The 18923-nt window shown below is 67.2% G+C and carries 21 protein-coding genes and 1 pseudogene; 4 read left to right on the plus strand and 18 right to left on the minus strand.

Features of this window, described 5'->3' with window-relative positions; all coding sequences use genetic code 11:
• Positions 1-2: 2 nt before the first annotated feature.
• The 4 genes from B4M62_RS08495 to B4M62_RS08510 all read right to left on the minus strand — a co-directional run bounded on the left by B4M62_RS08495 (position 3) and on the right by B4M62_RS08510 (position 3675).
• Complete coding sequence (locus B4M62_RS08495; protein WP_290706665.1) at positions 3-665, minus strand: SIMPL domain-containing protein; 663 nt, start codon at positions 663-665, stop codon at positions 3-5.
• Entirely contained in the window at positions 662-1318 is a 657-nt protein-coding gene (locus B4M62_RS08500) for a GNAT family N-acetyltransferase (protein WP_290706668.1), read from the minus strand. The genes B4M62_RS08495 and B4M62_RS08500 overlap by 4 nt, the downstream gene beginning before the upstream one ends.
• Positions 1319-1342: 24 nt before the next feature.
• A complete protein-coding gene (gene glp, locus B4M62_RS08505) occupies positions 1343-2647 on the minus strand; it encodes a gephyrin-like molybdotransferase Glp (protein ID WP_290706671.1) in 1305 nt (434 codons plus the stop codon).
• Positions 2648-2751: 104 nt separating this feature from the next.
• Positions 2752-3675: a UTP--glucose-1-phosphate uridylyltransferase gene (locus B4M62_RS08510; protein ID WP_290706673.1), complete on the minus strand. Its 924-nt coding sequence runs from the start codon at positions 3673-3675 to the stop codon at positions 2752-2754.
• A 54-nt stretch (positions 3676-3729) separates the two neighbouring features.
• On the opposite strand from B4M62_RS08510, the gene B4M62_RS08515 reads away from it, so the two are divergent.
• Positions 3730-4305 carry a 5-formyltetrahydrofolate cyclo-ligase gene (locus B4M62_RS08515; RefSeq protein WP_290706675.1) on the plus strand — a complete coding sequence of 192 codons (576 nt, stop codon included), beginning with the start codon at positions 3730-3732 and terminating at the stop codon, positions 4303-4305.
• Here the strand turns inward: B4M62_RS08515 and B4M62_RS08520 are convergent.
• A complete protein-coding gene (locus B4M62_RS08520; RefSeq protein WP_290706677.1) occupies positions 4302-4616 on the minus strand; it encodes an FmdB family zinc ribbon protein in 315 nt (104 codons plus the stop codon). The two genes, B4M62_RS08515 and B4M62_RS08520, sit on opposite strands and share 4 nt — an antisense overlap.
• 186 nt (positions 4617-4802) lie before the next feature.
• Between B4M62_RS08520 and B4M62_RS08525 the strand changes: the two genes are divergently transcribed.
• Both B4M62_RS08525 and mscL read left to right on the plus strand, forming a co-directional pair.
• Positions 4803-5468 carry an SAF domain-containing protein gene (locus B4M62_RS08525; protein WP_290706679.1) on the plus strand — a complete coding sequence of 222 codons (666 nt, stop codon included), beginning with the start codon at positions 4803-4805 and terminating at the stop codon, positions 5466-5468.
• Between the two features lie 143 nt (positions 5469-5611).
• Positions 5612-6502 carry a large conductance mechanosensitive channel protein MscL gene (gene mscL, locus B4M62_RS08530; protein WP_290706681.1) on the plus strand — a complete coding sequence of 297 codons (891 nt, stop codon included), beginning with the start codon at positions 5612-5614 and terminating at the stop codon, positions 6500-6502.
• Positions 6503-6580: 78 nt separating this feature from the next.
• On the opposite strand, the gene B4M62_RS08535 is transcribed toward mscL, so the two are convergent.
• The 10 genes from B4M62_RS08535 to B4M62_RS08580 all read right to left on the minus strand — a co-directional run bounded on the left by B4M62_RS08535 (position 6581) and on the right by B4M62_RS08580 (position 16525).
• On the minus strand, positions 6581-8446 hold the full coding sequence (locus B4M62_RS08535; RefSeq protein WP_290706683.1) for an ABC transporter ATP-binding protein: 1866 nt from the start codon (positions 8444-8446) through the stop codon (positions 6581-6583).
• A 205-nt stretch (positions 8447-8651) separates the two neighbouring features.
• On the minus strand, positions 8652-9314 hold the full coding sequence (locus B4M62_RS08540; protein WP_290706685.1) for an MspA family porin: 663 nt from the start codon (positions 9312-9314) through the stop codon (positions 8652-8654).
• A 28-nt stretch (positions 9315-9342) separates the two neighbouring features.
• Positions 9343-9999 carry an MspA family porin gene (locus tag B4M62_RS08545; protein ID WP_290706687.1) on the minus strand — a complete coding sequence of 219 codons (657 nt, stop codon included), beginning with the start codon at positions 9997-9999 and terminating at the stop codon, positions 9343-9345.
• A 106-nt stretch (positions 10000-10105) separates the two neighbouring features.
• A complete protein-coding gene (locus tag B4M62_RS08550; RefSeq protein ID WP_290706689.1) occupies positions 10106-10282 on the minus strand; it encodes a hypothetical protein in 177 nt (58 codons plus the stop codon).
• Between the two features lie 8 nt (positions 10283-10290).
• Positions 10291-10851, minus strand: a complete 561-nt coding sequence (locus B4M62_RS08555) for a MogA/MoaB family molybdenum cofactor biosynthesis protein (protein ID WP_290706691.1) — start codon at positions 10849-10851, stop codon at positions 10291-10293.
• A gap of 24 nt (positions 10852-10875) precedes the next feature.
• Positions 10876-12312 carry a S1C family serine protease gene (locus tag B4M62_RS08560; RefSeq protein WP_290706694.1) on the minus strand — a complete coding sequence of 479 codons (1437 nt, stop codon included), beginning with the start codon at positions 12310-12312 and terminating at the stop codon, positions 10876-10878.
• Between the two features lie 82 nt (positions 12313-12394).
• On the minus strand, positions 12395-13813 hold the full coding sequence (locus B4M62_RS08565; protein WP_290706696.1) for a HAMP domain-containing sensor histidine kinase: 1419 nt from the start codon (positions 13811-13813) through the stop codon (positions 12395-12397).
• Positions 13814-13875: 62 nt separating this feature from the next.
• Positions 13876-14559 (minus strand): response regulator transcription factor, encoded by a 684-nt coding sequence (locus B4M62_RS08570; protein ID WP_290706698.1) that lies wholly within the window; start codon positions 14557-14559, stop codon positions 13876-13878.
• Positions 14560-14715: 156 nt separating this feature from the next.
• Positions 14716-15516: a hypothetical protein gene (locus B4M62_RS08575; RefSeq protein WP_290706700.1), complete on the minus strand. Its 801-nt coding sequence runs from the start codon at positions 15514-15516 to the stop codon at positions 14716-14718.
• A gap of 115 nt (positions 15517-15631) precedes the next feature.
• Positions 15632-16525 (minus strand): hypothetical protein, encoded by an 894-nt coding sequence (locus B4M62_RS08580; protein ID WP_290706702.1) that lies wholly within the window; start codon positions 16523-16525, stop codon positions 15632-15634.
• Positions 16526-16789: 264 nt separating this feature from the next.
• Between B4M62_RS08580 and B4M62_RS08585 the strand changes: the two genes are divergently transcribed.
• Positions 16790-17563, plus strand: a complete 774-nt coding sequence (locus tag B4M62_RS08585; protein WP_290706704.1) for an SDR family oxidoreductase — start codon at positions 16790-16792, stop codon at positions 17561-17563.
• A gap of 62 nt (positions 17564-17625) precedes the next feature.
• Here the strand turns inward: B4M62_RS08585 and rpmF are convergent, their stop codons facing one another.
• From rpmF to B4M62_RS08600, 3 genes and pseudogenes are all read right to left on the minus strand, one after another.
• Positions 17626-17799, minus strand: a complete 174-nt coding sequence (rpmF, locus tag B4M62_RS08590; protein WP_290706706.1) for a 50S ribosomal protein L32 — start codon at positions 17797-17799, stop codon at positions 17626-17628.
• Between the two features lie 132 nt (positions 17800-17931).
• Positions 17932-18492 (minus strand): DUF4190 domain-containing protein, encoded by a 561-nt coding sequence (locus tag B4M62_RS08595; protein WP_290706708.1) that lies wholly within the window; start codon positions 18490-18492, stop codon positions 17932-17934.
• A 35-nt stretch (positions 18493-18527) separates the two neighbouring features.
• Positions 18528-18923: pseudogene (locus B4M62_RS08600) on the minus strand (hypothetical protein); the annotation flags it as partial.

The following is an 18923-nucleotide window of genomic DNA, read 5'->3' on the forward strand; positions in this document are numbered from 1 at the left end:
CGTCAATCCCCGACGGTGAACCGGGCATCGACGGCAACGGCGATCACGATATCCTCGGGACGCAAGTCCAGTGACAATTCTGAGCCACCCATATCGGACATCACCGCACGCGCCAGCATGGGGCCCGGTTCGGGCTGAGCCGTGCCGAGCATGTCCGGGTCGGCCAGCGCGACGGCGGTTACCGTCCCGCGCCCGACGGCGTCGGCATAGGCCTGCGCCTTCCCCACGGCGTCGCGGACCGCCTCACGTCGCACCGCGGCCTCATACCGGGGCCGGTTCTCGTTCAGCACATCCCACACGATTTGCCCGACCTCCAGCCCGTCCCGGCCCGCCCAGTCGACGAGGAAGGCGGCGAGCGCCGCGAAGTCGAGGAACTCTGCGGTCATCGCGATCCGAGTGGTGTAGACGATGTCCGACGACAGTTTGCCGTCAACCCAAGGACGGTGCCCGAAAAAGTGAATGTCGTTGGCGTGCCACGTGTTCAGTGCATTGGTCTCGTCCAGCCGCGTCAACTCTGCCACGACTTCGCTCTGCAGTTCCAGCGCCTTTGCCTGAGCTGATCCGCTGGTGGACTCGGTGAACACCGCGGACAGCAGCACCGTCCCCTGTTCGGGCCGGTACCGATGCTCGGCGCGTCCGCGCACCGTGATCTCCAATGCACTCACCGGAACTGCGCCCGACCCGAGCGGACCAGGGTTTCGACAGCACTGCTGATGACTTCCTCCGCTGTCAGCGCAAACAGATCGTGGTCGCGCCAGCGACCATTGACGTCCATGTAGCGCTTCAGCACGCCTTCGTGCCGGAAGCCGACATGGGTCAACACGGACCGAGACGCGGCGTTGGACGGTTGGACGGTCGCCTCCAGGCGGTGCAGGCCAACCGGCCCGAACGCGTGGTCGACCCCGAGTGCGACGGCGGCCGTTGCGACGCCCTTGCCGGTCCAATCCTGGTCCACCCAGTAACCGATCCACGCACTGCGCACCGCCCCACGCTGCAGATTTCCGATGGTGAGCTGTCCGGTGTACTCGCCGTCCACCTCGATCACGAACGGCAGGAGTGCACCGCGCTTGGCCTCGGCCTTGAGGACGGAGTACAGCGCCGGCCAATTGCTGCGGTGGTGCCGTGCCGCCCAGTTCCCATCGGCGGTCGGCTCCCACGGCACCAGCCAGTCGCGGTTACGAATCCGCAGCCGGCTCCAGTCGGCCGAATCACGCATCCTGATCGGCCGCAAGGCGACCGCACCAGCCCCAACCCGCAGCGGCTCCAACCGCGCCGGCCAGCCCGGGCGTGAGCGCGAATTCGAACCCCAGCTGAACACGCTACAACTCTAGACGCCGGCGGACTAACCGCGCTGGGCGAGGAACATGACGTCGACCTCATCGCCCGGGTCGAGTTTCGCCGCCGCTTCCGGGACGACGACCAGGCAGTTCGCCTCGGCCAACTCGGCGAGCAGGTGCGACGACCCGGTGGACGACCCGCCGATGACCTGGACCATATAGTCACCGGTCCCCTCTTCGCGCATGAGCTGACCACGCAAATAGCCCGAACGCCCCTCCACCGAGGCGATCGGTCCGATCGTGCGGGCCCGGATCAACCGGCGCAGCGGGTCACGCTTGCCCAACGCGATCCGGATCAACGGGCGGACCACTACCTCGAACGTCACCAGCGCCGACACCGGGTTCGCGGGCAACAAGAAGGTGGGAACCTCGTCCCGGCCGAGTCGGCCGAATCCCTGCACCGAACCCGGATGCATCGCTACCCGCGCGATCTCCAGATCGCCCAGGTCCCCGAGTGCTTCGGCAATCGCCTTCGACGACGAGCCGCCGACCGCACCACAGATCACGACGATCTCCGAACGGATGAGCTGGGCCTCGACGACCTCGCGCAGCCGGGCGGCGTCGCGCTCGGCGATGCCGACCCGGTTGACGTCGGCACCCGCATCACGCGCGGCCGCTGCCAGTGCGTAGCTGTTCACGTCGTAGACCTGGCCTTGCCCGGGCACCCTGTCGATGTCGACGAGTTCGGAGCCGACGGCGATCACCGACAGACGCGGACGGGGGTGGACCAACACCCGGGCCCGTCCGACCGCAGCGAGGAGCCCGACCTGCGCGGGCCCGATGATCTCGCCGGCCCGCACCGCAACGTCGCCCGGCTGCACGTCGTCACCGACGCGTCGCACGTAAGAGCCGCTATCGACGCCGTGCGCCACGCGCACCTTCTGGCTTGCGCCATCGGTCCAGCGCAGCGGTACCACGGAATCGGCGAGGGTCGGCATCGGCGCACCGGTTTCCACTCGCACCGCCTGGCGCGGCTGCAGCCGGATCGGCGTGCGCGACCCCGGTTCGACATCCCCGACCACTGGCAGGAAGACCGCGATCGATTCGCCCTCGACGAGGGTGTCGAGGTCGGCCTCCCCGGCATCGAACTCCTCATCCCCGCTCGGCGCCACCACACCGGCCAGCGCGACATCGACCGCGCGCACGGCATAGCCGTCGACGGCGGCCTGGTCGAAACCGGGCAGCGGGCGCTCGGTGAGGACCTCCTCAGCGCACATCAAACCCTGCGCCTCGGAGATCGCAATCTTCACCGGCCGCGGGACCACGGCGGACGCGGTCACCCGCGCCAAGTGCTCATCGACCGACCGCATCTCGCCTCCTTCACGTACCCAATGTCAGGTTCTGGGTCAACAGACCGACTCTAGCGCCGCCCCCCACCGGGTCAGCGGCGCCACGCCGACTCCCGCCGGCCGGCCTACCCCTCGTTGAGGCGCTCGACGAGCCAGGCGCGCAACTCGGGTCCGTAGTCGTCCCGGTCCAAGGCAAAGTCCACGGCCGCCTTCAAATAGCCCCCCGGGTTGCCCAAGTCGTGCCGGGTGCCGCGGTGGACGACGACGTGGACGGGCTCCCCGTCGGCGATGAGCAGCGCGATCGCATCGGTGATCTGAAGTTCACCGCCGGCACCGGGGGTGATTCGGCGCAGCGCGTCGAAAATTTTGCGGTCCAGGATGTAGCGGCCGGCGGCGGCGAGGTTCGACGGCGCATCAGCGCACTGCGGCTTCTCGACCATCCCGCGCACGCGCAGCACGTCGGGGTTGGCCGCATCGGGTACCGCCTCGACGTCGAAGATCCCGTAGGACGACAGCTGTTCGTCGGGCACTTCGATGGCGCACAACACCGAACCGCCGCGCCGCTCACGCACCCGCGCCATCGTCTCGAGGACCCCGCCGGGCAGCACCAGGTCATCGGGCAACAGCACGGCAATGGCGTCCTCGTCGTCGGCGAGATGCGCTTCGACGCAGCCGATCGCGTGCCCCAGGCCCAGCGGCTTGTCCTGGATAACCGACGCAACCTCGAGGAGGTTGGGCGCTTTACGCACCTTGGCCAGCATCGCGGCCTTGCCTCGCTTGGCGAGTGTGTTCTCCAGGACGAGGTCTTCCACGAAATGCGCCACGACGCCGTCCTTACCCGGCGACGTGACGATAAGGAGCCGCTGCGCTCCTGCCGATTTGGCCTCCTCGGCGACGAGTTCGATGCCCGGCGTGTCGACGACTGGTAGCAGCTCCTTGGGAACAGTCTTTGTCGCCGGCAGAAAGCGAGTGCCCAGACCGGCAGCGGGCACGACTGCCGTGCGCGGAATGGGCGGTGCGGCCTCGATGGCGGGTTTGGTGGAACTCATGGCTCTACACTGTATTCGGCGCGCCGCCGTGCACGACAACCGCGGGAGAAGTCGATGACCAAGGACGAGGTTCGGGCCCGCCTGCGCGCCAAGCGCGAGGCCATGTCAGTCTTCGCCGTGGAGGGCGCGGCGGCGAACCTCGCCGAATGGATGTACCGCCTACCGATGCCGGTCGGCGAGGGCGAAACCATCGGCTGCTATCTGCCGATAGGCAGCGAACCGGGTTCCGACGCGATGCTCGACGCCCTCATCGACCAGGGATTTCGGCTGATCGTTCCGGTCGTCCCCGACGGGGATCCGCAGCCGCTCCACTGGGCGGCCTACTCGTTGGCCACTCCGCTGGAGACCAGGCGCTGGGGTCTGGTCGAACCGAAGTCCGAGTCACTCGGGCCGGGCGCCCTTGCCGACGCCAGCGTGATATTCGTACCCGCCCTCGCGGTGACGCACGGCGGGGCCCGACTCGGCCGCGGCGCCGGGTATTACGACCGCAGCCTGCCCGCGTCGCGCGCAGTGCGGATCGCGATCGTCTACGACGACGAGGTCCTCAACGACCTGCCGGTCGAACCGAACGACGTGCCGATGGAATGGGTTCTGACTCCGGAGGCCGGCTTCCGCCGGCTGGACGGTTAGGACGCAGCCGTCGCGGCGGGCTTGCTGGTCGAGGATTCGGTACTGCCCGAGGTGCTCGATGAACCACTGCCCGTACTCGAATCCGAGGATCCCACGCTGGCTGCCGACGAGTCCTTCGAGGCGGGCACCGAGCCCGAGCGCGAGTCGGTTCGATAGAAGCCGCTGCCCTTGAAGACGATACCGACGCTGTTGAACAGTTTGCGCAGCTTGCCCTGACATTCGGGGCACACGGTCAGCGCATCATCGGAAAACGACTGCACGACGTCGAACTTGTTATCGCACGCCGTGCAGGCATAGGAGTAAGTAGGCACAATCAAACCTCCACACGGATCAGCGTTACTCTCGACAATTCTAACCGACGCTGGCACTCGTTCATTCCGAGTGCCAGTCCACCTCGCCTGGCACGGGTTCCCCACAGTCTTCGGCCCTCCACAACGACGCCCAACCGAACCCGACGACCGCCGCTCACCGCATCCCGGACGCGTAGCTTTCGCAGCATGCCCACCCACCGCCGCGGCCAGTACCTGGCGCCCCGCTTACGCGACCGCCTCCGCCACGCCCTGCGCCCCGGCTGGACCCGAACGCTGGCGGTGCGCCGCACGGCGGCAGCCGTGCTTCTGGTGGCCGCGAGCGTCGCCTTCATCGCCGATCACCGCCAGGCCCCGGGGACCGCCACCGTCGTCGCCGCCCGTGATCTACGGCCGGGAAAGACACTGACCGCAGCCGATGTCACCGTCATCCGGATACCGGCGGAAGCTGTTCCCGACGGTGCCCTGCGGCTATCGGCCGACGTCCGCGAGCGCACCGTCACATCAATCGTCCGGCGCAACGAAGTCATCACCGACTCCCGGCTACTCGGGTCACGCCTCCCCGGGCAGCTGACCGGTGACCCCGACGCCCGTCTCGTCCCCATCCACCTCGCCGACGACGGCACTGCCGATCTGTTGGTGCCCGGCGACGTGGTGGACGTCCTCACCAAAGGCGGTCCGTCCGAGCCGCCGAGGGTCATCGCCGCCGGCGCCGTCGTCGCGCTGGGGTCGGGCCCAACCGGGCGACGAGGCGGGAACAGCGGGTCCCCGGTACTCCTGGCCCTCAACGCTTCGGCCGCACACCGGGTAGCCGCGGCGGGGCTGACGACGGCACTGACCGTCGTGATCCACTAGTGGAGCCTGCCGAGACAACCCCGTCCACCGGCAAACCCGTCCAACAATGTCTCAAAACGTGCACGAAACCACCTCGGTGCGGTGTCTTAGGCGATTTGTCGACAGAAACCTCTCAAGACTGGTTTAGGATTCCTTTCGATTGCTTGGGCTTTCGCAATCCGGCCTGCGTCAATACCGAGGGAGGGCTCGCAGTGCTCAAAGGATTCAGAGATTTCGTCTTGCGCGGGAATGTCGTCGAGTTGGCCACCGCGGTCATCATCGGTGCTGCGTTCAACTCGATCGTCGAGGCGTTCACGAAGCGGGTGCTTGAGCCGCTGATCAACTCGATCCCGGGCGGCGACCCGGCGAAGGCCGCTGAAGGCGTCGGCTTTTGCGTCGGCGAATGCCGCTATGCCAATCCGAACAATGCCAATCCGATGGATGCGCTGAACTACATCGACCTCGGCGCCGTGATCACCGCGGCCATCAATTTCCTCATCGTCGCCTTCGTCGTGTACTTCATCATCGTGCTGCCGTACAACAAGCTTTCCAGCCTGGTAATCGGCGATAAGGAGGCAGAGGCCACCGAAGTTGCGCTGCTCACCGAGATCCGAAACCTGATGGATCCCGAGGCCACCGCACGCGCCGAGGCCGAGGCGGCGGAGAAGGCGGACAGCGAAGCCCGAACCGCCCACCTCGAATACGCACCGTCACCGCCCGCCATCGCGCCGCTGGCCGGTGGCGAACCCCTGATCCGACCGAGCACAAGCAATCCCGCATCGGGCGCAATACCACGATGGGAACAGGGCGGCTACCCGACTGGAACGCAACGACCGGTCGCCGGTGGCGGCTACCCGACCGGATCGGTGCCACCGGTCGCCGGTGGCGGCTACCCGACCGGATCGGTGCCGCCCGTCGCCGGCGGCGACTACCCGGGCGCGCCGACTCCACCACCGGCCAGGGGCTACGCACCGGGCGGCGACTATCAGCCGCCGCCGTTCCCCGGCGAAGGCCCAGAATTCCCCGGGGAGCACCCCAGCCGGCATTCCCGCTGATCTCCCGGCCAACCACGGCCCGCCGTCGATGATTCGATGGCGGGCCGAGTTGCTCGTTAGCAGCCGATACCGACCCCGCTAGTCGAGGCGGTCCGCCGATGCCGCAGGATACGGCGTCATCTCGACAATGCGCGGTGCTTGCGCAGCGAGCTTCTCGTCGTGGGTGATCAGGATCGTGGTGCGCGAGCGGGCCAATCGCAGCATCGGCTCCAGCACCCGCTCGGTCGTTGCCGCGTCGAGCCCCGTCGTGGGCTCGTCGAGGATGAGTAGCGGGGTGTCGCGCAAGAACGCCCGAGCCATCGCGATCCGCTGTCGCTGCCCACCCGACAGGTTCGCACCGGCATCGCGCAGCTGGGTGTCGTAGCCATCGGGCAGACCAACGATGAAGTCGTGCGCATCGGCGGCCTGCGCCGCGGTGACGATCTCCGCGCGGGAGGCATTCGGGCAGGAGAAGCCGATGTTGTCGGCGATGGTGCCCCGGTACACCGCGATCCGCTGCGGCAGCAGGGTGATGTGGCTGCGCACCGCCTGTAGGCGCTCAGTGGACAGGTCGGTGTCGTCGATCAGCACCCGCCCCGAATCCGGGTCGTAGAAGCGCAACAACAGGTGGGTCACGGTGGACTTGCCAGAGCCGCTCGGCCCCACCAGCGAGACGAATTCGCCGGCGCCGATGGTGAGTGAAAACCCATCGAACACTCGCTTCCCCGAGTCGGGATAGGTGAAGCCGACATTGTCGAACACCACCCGAACTCCGCCGGCGGTGTGCGCTGGCGGCGCGCTCGGCACCGGCACCGGCGCGCCGGGATCGGTGTCAATATCGGCGTCGCCAATGGCGATCGGCTCATCGAGGACCTGCGCCACCCGTTCGGCACTGGCGGTCGCGGTCGTGATGGACACCGCGAGGCTGCCCAGCGACTGGATCTGCGGATACAGCTGGCCGAGATAGCCGGTGAGGGCGATCAAGCCGCCCAGCGTCGTGCGGCCGGTGGAGATCATCCACGCACCGATCACCAGCACACCGAGCATCACCAGCAGCTCGACCATGCCGACCGCCTGAGAGTAGAGCTCGCCGGCCTTGAGTTCGGTGATCCGGGCGCGCATCCACTCCCGCGATTGCGTGCGGACCCGGCGCCGGTCTGCGGGCCCCTGATTGTCTGCCTGGATGGCCAGTGAATTGTCGACTCCCTCGGCGACGAGGGCACTGATCTTGCCGTTGGCCACCCGTTCGCGCCGGGACACGCGCTTGAGGACCCCGCCGAACCATCGGGACACGACTGCCAGGATCGGGGCCAGCGCGAAGGCGACGAGGGCGAGTTCCCACTGCACCAGCAGCGCCGCCGTCGCGTACACCGCCACCGAGATGATCGCCAGACTCGCATCGACGACGGCCGACGACACCAGGTGCTCGGTCGACTCCACGTCACTGCTGTGCCGGGCGATGAGGTCGCCCGAAGGGTACTTGCGCCGCACATGCGGAGCCAGTTGCTGGGTTCGCTCGTACAGGTCGTCGCGAACGCGGGTCACCATGCGCTCCGCCACAATCCCGGTGGTCACCTCGCCGAAATACGATGCGGCCGCGCCGAGGATGGTGACGCCCACCCACGCGATCATTGGTCGCACCAGCGCCGCGAGATCTCCGGTCACCAGGACATGGTCGACAATATAGGCGAACAGGGCGATCGTGATCACCGTCGAGACCAGGTCGACGACCTGGAGGACGATCCCCACGATCAGGCGGCCGTACAGGCCGTGCATGTAGGGGCGGAACCGCCGGATCGCCGCCAAGACGTGCAACGGGGAGGCGGGCGGCACCAGCATTGCATCGGGCAGCGGTTCGCCGTCGCCCTCCTGCCAGCGCCGTCCGCCCGAATCTGGAGCCGTGTCGACCTCGGGCCCGGCCTCGCCGTCGTGGTCCTCGTCGTGGTCGGCCGGGACGGACGTCATTCGATTGCGGGCCATCTGATCCTCTGGGTTGACGGGAGCCCACGGTGCGGGAGACGCCGCACCCGGTGCGGGCCCGCAGCGCTCAACCGCCGGTGAACGTTCTTCCACCCTAAGGGCGGCCTCGGGGAAATGCTACGAGTCGCAAGCACTCTCACAGCAACACACAGCGGAATCCCAGCGTCCGGTACCCCGGGCGTCGGAGGTGTCAGCCGAGGCTAAAGGGCTTGCCCCACACGACGGCCTGCGCGCGCACCGTCTCGGTCTCCACCTCGACGGTGAAGCGGGCGCGGGCCGATGCGTAGCCGCCGCACCCGTTGACCCGGAAAGCCTCTTGGCTGAAGGCGACACCGCCGCGGTTGCCGCGGAACGTGAACTGGTTGACGTTGTAGTCGCGATAGTTGGTGTACTCGCCAGAGGTGGTTTGGATGATCGGCACCCACCCCGCCTGACCGGGGCCGAGGTGAAGCGTGGTGCCGCTGTTCGCGAGAGTCCCGCTGAACGTGGTCGGCTCCACCCCGCCCGAGTTCCCGCTGTCCATCCCGGAGATGTTGAGCTGGCAGCCCACGACATAGCCGCCGTAGATGGTTCCGCCGCGCGCACCGCCGCCCACCGTGGCGACAATCTTGCCCGAGACCCACACCTCGCGGCTGGTCGGGACATTCGCAACGTTCCCCGTGTGGTGCTGCGCGGACTCATCGTAGAGCCGGGCGGTGACGGTGGAACCATCGACGAATTTGCGGGAGATCTTCCCGCCGGGCAGACGCATGGCGTCGGCGTTCGGTGCGGTAACGGCAAACGCGGTGAACGCAACGGCCGCCGCCGTACCGAGTGCGGCGACACGACGTGCGGTGATCAAGGGCGATGTCATCTCGTCAATAATCCTTCGTGGAGGGGGGTCAGCCGATGCTGAACGGCGCGCCGTAGAGGGTGGACTGGATGGCGCCGCTCTCGCCGCTGACGGTGCCGCGGGCAGTGCTGTACCCCTCCGAGGCGAGGACCTTGATGAACGACCGCGCCTGTGCGAAGCCACCGCAGCCCTGCACGGAGATCTCCACGCCAGAGAGCTGGAGGCTCACCACCTTCTTGGAGAAGTTCTTATGGAGGGCCTGGACGACCTGGACTTGCCCGGGGGCGAGGGGGAAGGAGATGTTGCCACTGATGATCGGCAGGACGCCCGGCAGACCATTGGCCGCCGACGTCCCGGTTCCGAAGAGGCCACCGGAGATACCCACGTCCAGGCCACCGACATTCACCTGGCAGCCGACGAGGTAGCCGACCTGGACGCTGCCTCCGCCGCGGTTGATGCGCGCAGTGTAGATGCCCGAGACGCGCGCCGAGCGCGCGAAGCCGTTGTTCGCCTCACTGGGCTGGGCGTACGCCGACTCGGCAGTGCGCTTGAGAGTGACAATCTGCCCGTCGATGCCGGTCGAACGCTTCGACCCGTTGGGCAGTGCCATCGCCGGCGCGCCGCCCGCGCTCGATAGCCCGACCGCCACGGCCGCGGCAATTGCCGCGGCCACGTATCGCCGCAACGACGTAGACGTCGCCCTCATCACATTCCCCTGTCGTGGCCTCATCGCAAAAAATCTCATCGAGACCGTATCATTGCCCGCCCACCCTGCGCCCATCAGCCCCTGCGCACGCGACGAATCGGACCCGCTACCCGTGGTGCGGCGGGCGGTTGCGCTCATACCACTCGCGGGAGCGGCCGCTGCTCGGCGGACCGCTGCGCTCATCGGTGGTCGTCGCCGGCAAATCATCGCCGAATACCTCGGCAATCCGCCGGCGCCGACGCCAGCCCGGATCCGCGTCACCAGCTGCTTCGACATCCGCCATCGGTGCCCTCAAAACTCGGTGATGTCGGCGATCACCTGATGCGCAAGCATGGTGACCGTTGCCATTCCGTCGCGCACCGCGGATCGGGAATCAGCCAGGTTGACCACCAGCGTCTGTCCCGAAATCCCTGCGAGCCCGCGGGAGAGGCCGGCGTCGGTCGCACCCGCGGCCAAGCCCGACGACCGCACCGCTTCCTCAATGCCGGGCAACCGCCGGTCTAGGAGTGGCTCGGTCGCCTCCGGCGCCACGTCACGGGCCCGCACCCCGACACCGCCGACCGAGATGACGACATCGACACCCCCGATGACCGCGGTGTTGAGCGCGTTGCGGATCTCCACCTCGTCCCCGGATACGACGACCTTCGCGTCGACGTGAAAATCGGCCTCCGCCAGCAACTCCCCGACCAGTGCACCGAGGCCGTCGGAGTCCTCGTGGTCGTCGGCCACGACTATGACAAGCGCCCGGGTCGTCTGGACCCGATCGCCGACTGTGCCGGCGGACAGTTCACGCGCGGCCGCATCAGCAACCGAATCGTCACGGGTGGTTTCGTCGAACGCCGAGGTGGGCATCGGACTCCTTGGGGTAGGCGCGGATCAGTTGGGCGACAAGGTCTTGAGCTTGACACTAGTCGTCGCCGACTTGCCGTCCTTGCTGTACTCGACCTCGACGGTATCGTCCGGCGCGAACGACCGCACCGCCGCGACCAGATCGTCGGCACCGGAGATCTGGCGCCCCCCGAAACGGTGGATCACCGCGCCGTCGGGGATGCCCGCCGCCGCGGCCGCACCGCCGGGAACGATCTTCGTGACGCGTGCGCCCGACTGCGTGGCGTCGGTGGTCGAGGCCGGTCCAACCGAAACCCCCAGACTCGGATGCTGGGCCTTGCCGGTCTTGCGCAACTGGTCGGCGATACGCATCGCCTGGTCAATGGGGATGGCGAAGCCCAGGCCGATGCTGCCCGAGGCCCGCGTGTCGCCGTTGGCATCGCTACCGCCCAGCGTCGCGATCGCGGTATTGACCCCGATCAGCGCGCCCCGTGCGTTGACCAAAGCACCGCCGGAGTTGCCCGGGTTGATCGCGGCGTCGGTCTGGATCGCATCCATGACCGAGGTATTGTCCCCGACACGCGACGTCGACACCGGGCGGTTGAGCGCCGAGATGATGCCCGTGGTCACGGTACCGGCCAAACCGAGCGGTGAGCCGATCGCGATGACATCCTGCCCGACGGCCAGATTCTTCGACGAACCGACGTTGATCGGCTTCAGCCCCTGCTGGTTCTTGACCTGAATCACCGCGATGTCGGAGATCGGGTCAGCGCCCCGCAATTCGGCGGGGGCGCGAGTACCGTCGTGGAAAATCACGATGATGGTGGGGCGCGCGTTGGGCGACCGCGCCCCACCCGCCGACACGACGTGGTTGTTGGTCATGATCGTGCCGTCCGCGTCGAGAACGACTCCCGAACCCTCGCCCTCCTGGTTGCCCACGCGCACCGCGATCGACACCACCGACGGCAGAACCTGAGCCGCGACCTCCTGAACACTGCCCGGCGGCGCGGGGACATCCGCTTTCGGCGCTCCGTCGCGGTACCGGTCACCGCCCACTGACATCGGTTTGGAGTCCGATCCGGTGAGGTTGGCGCCCACGACCCCGCCGACCCCACCTGACGCGAGTGCCAGGGCGACCGCGCCGACGACCACCGCGGTCCGCTTGCCCCAACTGCCACGGACCTTGGGTGCCGGACTGACGTTATGCTCGCCGCCCGGGGCTCCGGTCGATCCGACCGCCCCCGGAGCGCCATACGATCCCGGCGACCCGACTCCGTAAGGGTTGGCCGGCGCGGAGCCGTACGCAGAATAGGACGTGGTCGTCGGTTGCGTCGTCGAGATCGTCGGTTGGTCGTCGGCCGGGAACGGCGATGCGGGCGGCCCGCCGTAGACCGGCTGCGGGGGCTGGTTCCCCGACTCGCCGCCGGTCCCGGCGCCACCCGGCGACTGCCACGGCGAGTTGGCGTTGGTGGGGGGTTGCGTCACTGCGCTGCCTCACTGTCTTGGTCGAAAAAGCCTATGCGTTGATGCACCCCTGCGTCGGCGCGCTGCACATTTGCGGTCCACACTACTGACGAACGACGACCGGCGGTGGTTCCACCGGGATCGGATGCCCCGGGAGCGCCATGGTGATCAGTGCGCCGCCCAGATGTGACTGCCCGGCGATCACCGTACCGCCGATTCGTTCGACGACCTGCCGCACGATGGCCAGCCCCAGGCCCGATCCCGGCATTGATCGCGCGGCGGCGGCGCGGTAGAAGCGCTCGAATACCAGTTCACGGTCCTCGGCGGGGATGCCCGGGCCTGCGTCGGCGACGGTCAGCACCGCGACGTTCACGGCCGTCTGGCGCAGCCGGACTTCCACACTATGGCCGCCGGGCGACCACTTCGCGGCGTTGTCCAGCACATTGAGCACCGCGCGGGAGAGTCCCGCCGACTCCCCGAACACGAACCAGCTCTCCGCGTCGACATCGAACTCGACATCGTTGCGCCGCCGACGGACCCGTTCAAGACTGCGATCGATGATGTCGAGCATGTCGATCTCCTCGTGCACGACCTCGGGCGCCTCCTCTCTCGACAGGTCCACCAGATCGCCGACCAGGGTGGACAACTCCTCGATCTGTCCGACGATGTCGCTGCGCAACTCGATCATGTCGGCCAGCGGCACCGTCGGCGCGCCGGGCTCGGCCGAGGCGATCAACAGCTCGACGTTGGTGCGCAGCGACGTAAGGGGGGTCTTGAGTTCATGTCCGGCGTCGGCGACCAGGCGGGCCTGTTTGTCGCGCGAGTTGGCCAGCGCGACGAGCATCGTGTTGAACGACTCGGTGAGTCGCGCGAGTTCGTCGTTGCCACTGACCGGGATCGGGTCGAGGACCTCGGTTCGGGCAACGCGTTCGGCGGCGCGGGTCAGGCGGGCCACCGGCCGCAGACCGGTGCGCGCGACGGTCGTGCCGGCGAGTGCGGCCAGTGCCACTCCCCCGCCGCCAACCACGAGCAGCACCCACGCGAGACGTTTGAGGACGCGTTCGGTGTGCAGCAGGTTCTGCGACATGATCAGGGTGTATCCGCGGTCGAGTTTGCGTGCCAGCACCCGCTGCTCACCCGCGGTCCGCAGACTCTGGTTGTACTGGCCGGGCGCGTTCACACTGCGCACGATCCGGCGTTCGGGCCCCTCGAACGGCACCGAGCCGACGAGGAAGGTCTGGCCGTCGGGACGGATCAGGGCGATCGAGATATTGGTTGAGAACACCGCCCCGGACACCACCCGCTGCGGGTCGCCGCGCAGCGCCCCGGTGCGCGACAACGCCGTCATCCCGTCGGCCCGGCTCTCCAACTGCCGGTCGACCTCGTTGTACATCGCCCGGTAGACGACGAAGTACGCGGCGGCGGCCATCAGCGACACCGACACCGCGACGACGGTCGCCGACAACAGGGCGACGCGCGTGGTCAGCGATGCCGAGCGGGTGAGCGCGAACGGCTCGCGCATCTCGCGGTGCGCGACTTCTTCACGATGGCGCTGCGACCACCGTCGCAGGTCGGACCAGAGGCTCAGGGCGGCGTCTCCCGAAGCACATATCCGACGCCGCGCACGGTATGGATCAGTCGGCGTTCACCCTCGGCCTCAGTCTTGCGGCGCAGATAGCCGACATAGACTTCCAGCGCATTGCCCGACGTCGGAAAGTCGTAGCCCCACACCTCTTCGAGGATCCGGCTGCGGGACAGGACTCGCCGCGGGTTGGCCATCAACATCTCCAGGAGTGCGAACTCGGTGCGCGTCAGGCTGATCGCCCGGTCGCCCCGGGTGACGTCGCGGGTCACCGGATCCAAGCGCAGATCCTCGAACTCCAGCGCCTCGGAGTCCTCCTCCTCCGGTGTCGCGCGGCGCAACAGGGCGCGCAACCGCGCAAGAAGCTCTTCGAGGGCGAACGGTTTGGCCAGGTAGTCGTCGGCGCCGGCATCGAGACCGGCCACCCGTTCGGACACCGAGTCGCGCGCGGTGAGGACCAGGATCGGCAGATCGTCGCCGGCCGATCGGAGGCGGCGGCAGACCTCGAGTCCGTCCATCCGCGGCATCATGACGTCGAGGAGTAGGACGTCGGGACGTTGCGCCACGACTTTTTCCAGCGCTTCGAGCCCGTCCCCCCCGGTGTCGACGGTGTAGCCGTTGAAGGTCAACGACCTGCGCAACGACTCGCGCACCGCACGATCGTCATCCACCACCAGAATCCGCATGACTAATTCTTAGCGCAGCACGGCTGAGAATTGGTGAAGGCCGACCGATCGGACCGCAACGAGTTACCCGGACAAGCGGCGGCCGGTGACGGCGTTGCGCAACTGGGCGACCGGCAGCACGATGATTCCCACCACCGGCTGGATCGCCGGCGTCAGCTACGGCGCGATCGTCTCGTCCGCGAGGCGGCGCAGCGCGAACAGCGCGATGAGCGTGACGATTGGCCCGGTCACAATGATGAACAAGCCACAGACGCTGTTCCCGACGATCCACACCATCCCGAGAAGCAGTGCAGTGACCAGGGATTCACCGAGATTCGCACGCACGAGTGCCGCGCTGGCCTTCATCGCTACCAGTGGCCCGACGCCGCGGTCGACGATGATCGGGATGGTGAACCAGAATAGAAAGACGACGATGACTCCGCCGACGATCACGATTGATCCGATCGCGACGGCGACAAGCAGGATCAGCGTTGCGGCCACCACCGATCCGTAGCGCCGCGGCGTGAAGAAGGAGCCGATACTCGTCAGCGCACCATTCGCAATGTCGACGACACCCCCGATATAAGCGCTCAGCGAGTAGGCGAGCAGGGCGAGGGCGACGAGCACTCCGAGAACGATGGCGACAATGCTGCCCGGCGTCAGGGACACTTCGACGACCTCGACGCCCGCTCGCCCGATCGTGGTCGTCCGCTGACTCAGCGCGAACGCACCGCCGATCGCCACGGCCGGCCCAACGGCCTGCAACAGCGTATGAACGACGGCGCCGCCGACCAGACCGACCGCATTCGACGAAAACTTGCTCAACGCCCAGGTGAACGCCGCGCCGATATTGAACGGCACCCCGTTTGGATCGGCATGGACGGCAGAGGAGACCGGCTGCGGCGGACTGGCGCCAACGTGCACCGGGTAGGCGTCCGAGCGGTGCGAAGTTTCGTCCGAGGGCAGGGGTTGCGTCATCGTCGAAGTCCTTTCGAGCAGCGGGCCGGGGCGGCCGGCCAACACCGAACCTACCCGGTCACCACACGCATTCGGGCCCCCGCCACGGCGGGGGCCCGAATACTGAAGATCGTGGCTACGGCGTAGCCGGCGCGACGTAGCCGCCGGTCAGTCCACGCCACGAGTAGGCCACCAGCAACGCTGCCACCGGGACGGCAACGAGCAGGCCGACACCACAGAGGATCGCACCGACCAGCACGATCACGATGGCGAGCAACCACACGAGGAGCGTCTGGCCGAAGTTATCCTTGACCAGGTTGAAACTAAGGCCCATCCCCTCGGTGGCCGAAGCGTTCCGGTCGACCACGGCAATGGTGGTGAAGTACAGGAACAGCGCAGCGATCAGACCCGGCAGGACGCACAAGATCGATCCGATGCCCGTGATGATACCGACGAGGATCGACGCGATGATCACATTTGTGACGTTGCGCGGCTGGAAGAAGGATCCCAGCGTGACGTGCTGGCCATCGGCGATCTGCAGGATGCCGTTCCAGTACGAGGCTGCGACGTAGCCGCTAAGCACTGCCAGAACGATATAGCCGAGCGCCATCACCAGGTAGCTGCCGACACCGTAGCTCGACGTCACCGCGAATGAATCGCCGTCGCTGATGCTCGAGGTATCACCCAACGCGGCGGCGATGAACTGGAACAGCGAGCTCACCACGCCGAGGATCAGGCCGAAAACGAGGGTGGCAAGGATCAGGGGCCCGACATTCTTGCCGAACTTGTTGAACGCCCAGCTGAAACCGTCACCGACACTGAACGGCTGACCCGCGGCCGGACCGGGCGGGTAGGACCCCGGGGGCGGCGGCGGGTACGAGCCCGGCGCACCGGGCGGGGGCGGCGGGTACGCGCCCGGCTGCTGGCCCGCAGGTGGGTACGCCCCCGGCTGCTGGCCGGCAGGTGGGTACGCCCCCGGCTGTCCCGGGTTGATCGGTTGCTGGCCCGGATCGAAGGGCGGTTGAGTCATTAAGGAGCTCCCCTATTATTCGTGTTGATACGGAACAGGCCCGAAACTACCAAATGTCGGCGGCGACACGCACGCCTTAGTAGCCAATCGTGATCCCGTGGAACGAAATGGCCGGAACGAAATGGCCGGAACGAAATGGCCGGAACGGAATAGCCGGACCGGCCGACCATCCCACCGGTCGAGAGGGCACCCACGGTTAGCTGCCAGAATATGGTAGAAGCAGCAGTGTTGCACTGTGATGACGCAATCGAAAGCAGGCACGCAATGCCCTCCATCTTCATTTCCGGTGGCGCCGCCGGCATCGGCCTCGCCACCGCGCAGCGCTTCGCGCGCGACGGGTGGACCGTGGGCGTCTACGACGTCAACCCGCAGGCCGTGGCGGCGGTCAAAGCCGACCACCCGGAGTTCATCACGGGCACCCTCGACGTCCGTGAACCCGCGCAGTGGGCCGAGGCGCTGACCGACTTCACTGCGCACACCGGCGGCGCCCTCGACGTGCTGGACAACAACGCCGGCATCCTTGCCGGGGGACGCCTCGATGCCATCTCACCGGAGGCCGTGCGGGCACAGATCGACATCGATGTACTGGGCGTCACGCTCGGCGCACAGGCGGCCTACCCCTATCTGAAGGTCACCCCGGGATCGCATCTGGTGAACATCGCGTCGGCGTCGGCCATTTACGGACAGCCCGACATCGCCACGTACTCGGCGGCGAAGTTCTACGTCGCGGGCCTGACCGAAGCCCTCGAATTAGAATGGCAGCGCGATGACATCCGCGTCGTCGCGATCTGGCCGCTGTGGGCCAAGACCGCACTGGCCGACGCCGACACCAAGTCGGCCAAGACGCTCGGCATCCGGATAACTCCCGAGGAGATCGCCGACCGGGTTTGGACGTCGGTGCACCCGAATACCGCCGACAAGCTGATCCATCGCACCCACTACTCGGTGGGCGTGCAGACGACGGTTCTCAACAACGCGAGCAAAGTTGTACCCAACTTCGTCTCACGCCTGGTGAACAAGGTAATCGCACAGCATTGAGCAAACATGCAGCAGGCGCCCGCACTGTTCAGTGCGGGCGCCCGGCAAGCCGTTCTCGCGTACTAGCGGCGGTCGATGTCGATCAGGCCGAGCTCCGCGGCCTTCACGAGGCGACGGGGAAGGCGCTGCGGCACCCCGTTGACCTTGACTTCCTGCAACACAGGATTGTCAGCCTTCCACTGCGAGCGGCGGCTGTGGGTGTTGGCCCGCGACATGCGGCGCTTCGGTACGGCCATGGGACTGCCCTTCTTTCACTCAAGTTCTTTGTCATTGCGCCAACATCCCCGGGTTCATACCCAGGTGGGCGCGCAACCCGACCAGAATACAGGGCAGGCACCACAACGACCAAAACGCGTGGTGCGGCGGCCTTAGGAGCCCGACACCGCGGCGATGACAACCCCAACCAGATACACCGCGATGACGACGCTGGCAATCGCGCCGAGCACGATTCCCGCGATCGCCATCCCACGACTGCCGCCCCCATCCAGTGGATTCCGATTGTTGTTCCGGAGGCTGACTATTCCGAGAATCAGCGCGACCGGTCCGGGAAGGCAGCACATCAGGCCAAGGACACCGCACACCAGTGCCGCGACGGCCAACCCGTCGGTCCCCGAACCCCGCACCGGGTATGCGGCATAGCCGTAGGCCGCCGAATAGGGATCCGGCGTAGCGGAGGGATACCCGGGTGTCGCGTATCCGCGTGCTGCCGCGGAGTAGTCCGGCGGTGGCGCAGTCTGCCCCGTTTGCGGCCCTGTGAACCCCGGCTGCGCCGCAGTGTATCCGGGCCCCGGATCGGGGTAACCCGGCGGCGGCGAGAATCCATGGTCCGGAGGGGACACCGACTTGTTCAGGTTGACCGGCGACCACTCATCGGGTGCCGCTGCGGCGGCCGAATCAGGGCGGGCGTTGGCATCGTTCCCGTCGGTCATATCCTCATTCTCTCCATGTCTGACGACATCTGGGTCTACCAGCCCGACGCGACGCCGACGGCAAACAGCACGATCACAACGATCGCGCCGAGCAACTGCAGAACACCCAACACGATTCCACCGATAGCCATGCCTCTACTCGCACCGTCGGGCACCGGATCGGCGTTAACCTGTTTGAGGGCGATCGCCCCAAGCACCGTGGCTACCAGTCCGCTGATAGCGCCGATAGCAAAGAAGCACACTGTCGCCACGGCGCCGATCAGGCCGACCGTCAACGATGCGACGGCCAAGCCGTTTGTCGACGAGCGCGCCACGTATGCCGGATACCCCTGCGGCCCGTACGCCGAGCCGTAGACCGAGCCGTACTGATCGGGATATCCCGCAGGAGGGCCGCCATAGCCCGGTTGCTGGGCCCCGTACCCCTGGGCCCC

This window comes from Gordonia sp. UBA5067 (assembly GCF_002414845.1).
Classification (GTDB): domain Bacteria; phylum Actinomycetota; class Actinomycetes; order Mycobacteriales; family Mycobacteriaceae; genus Gordonia; species Gordonia defluvii.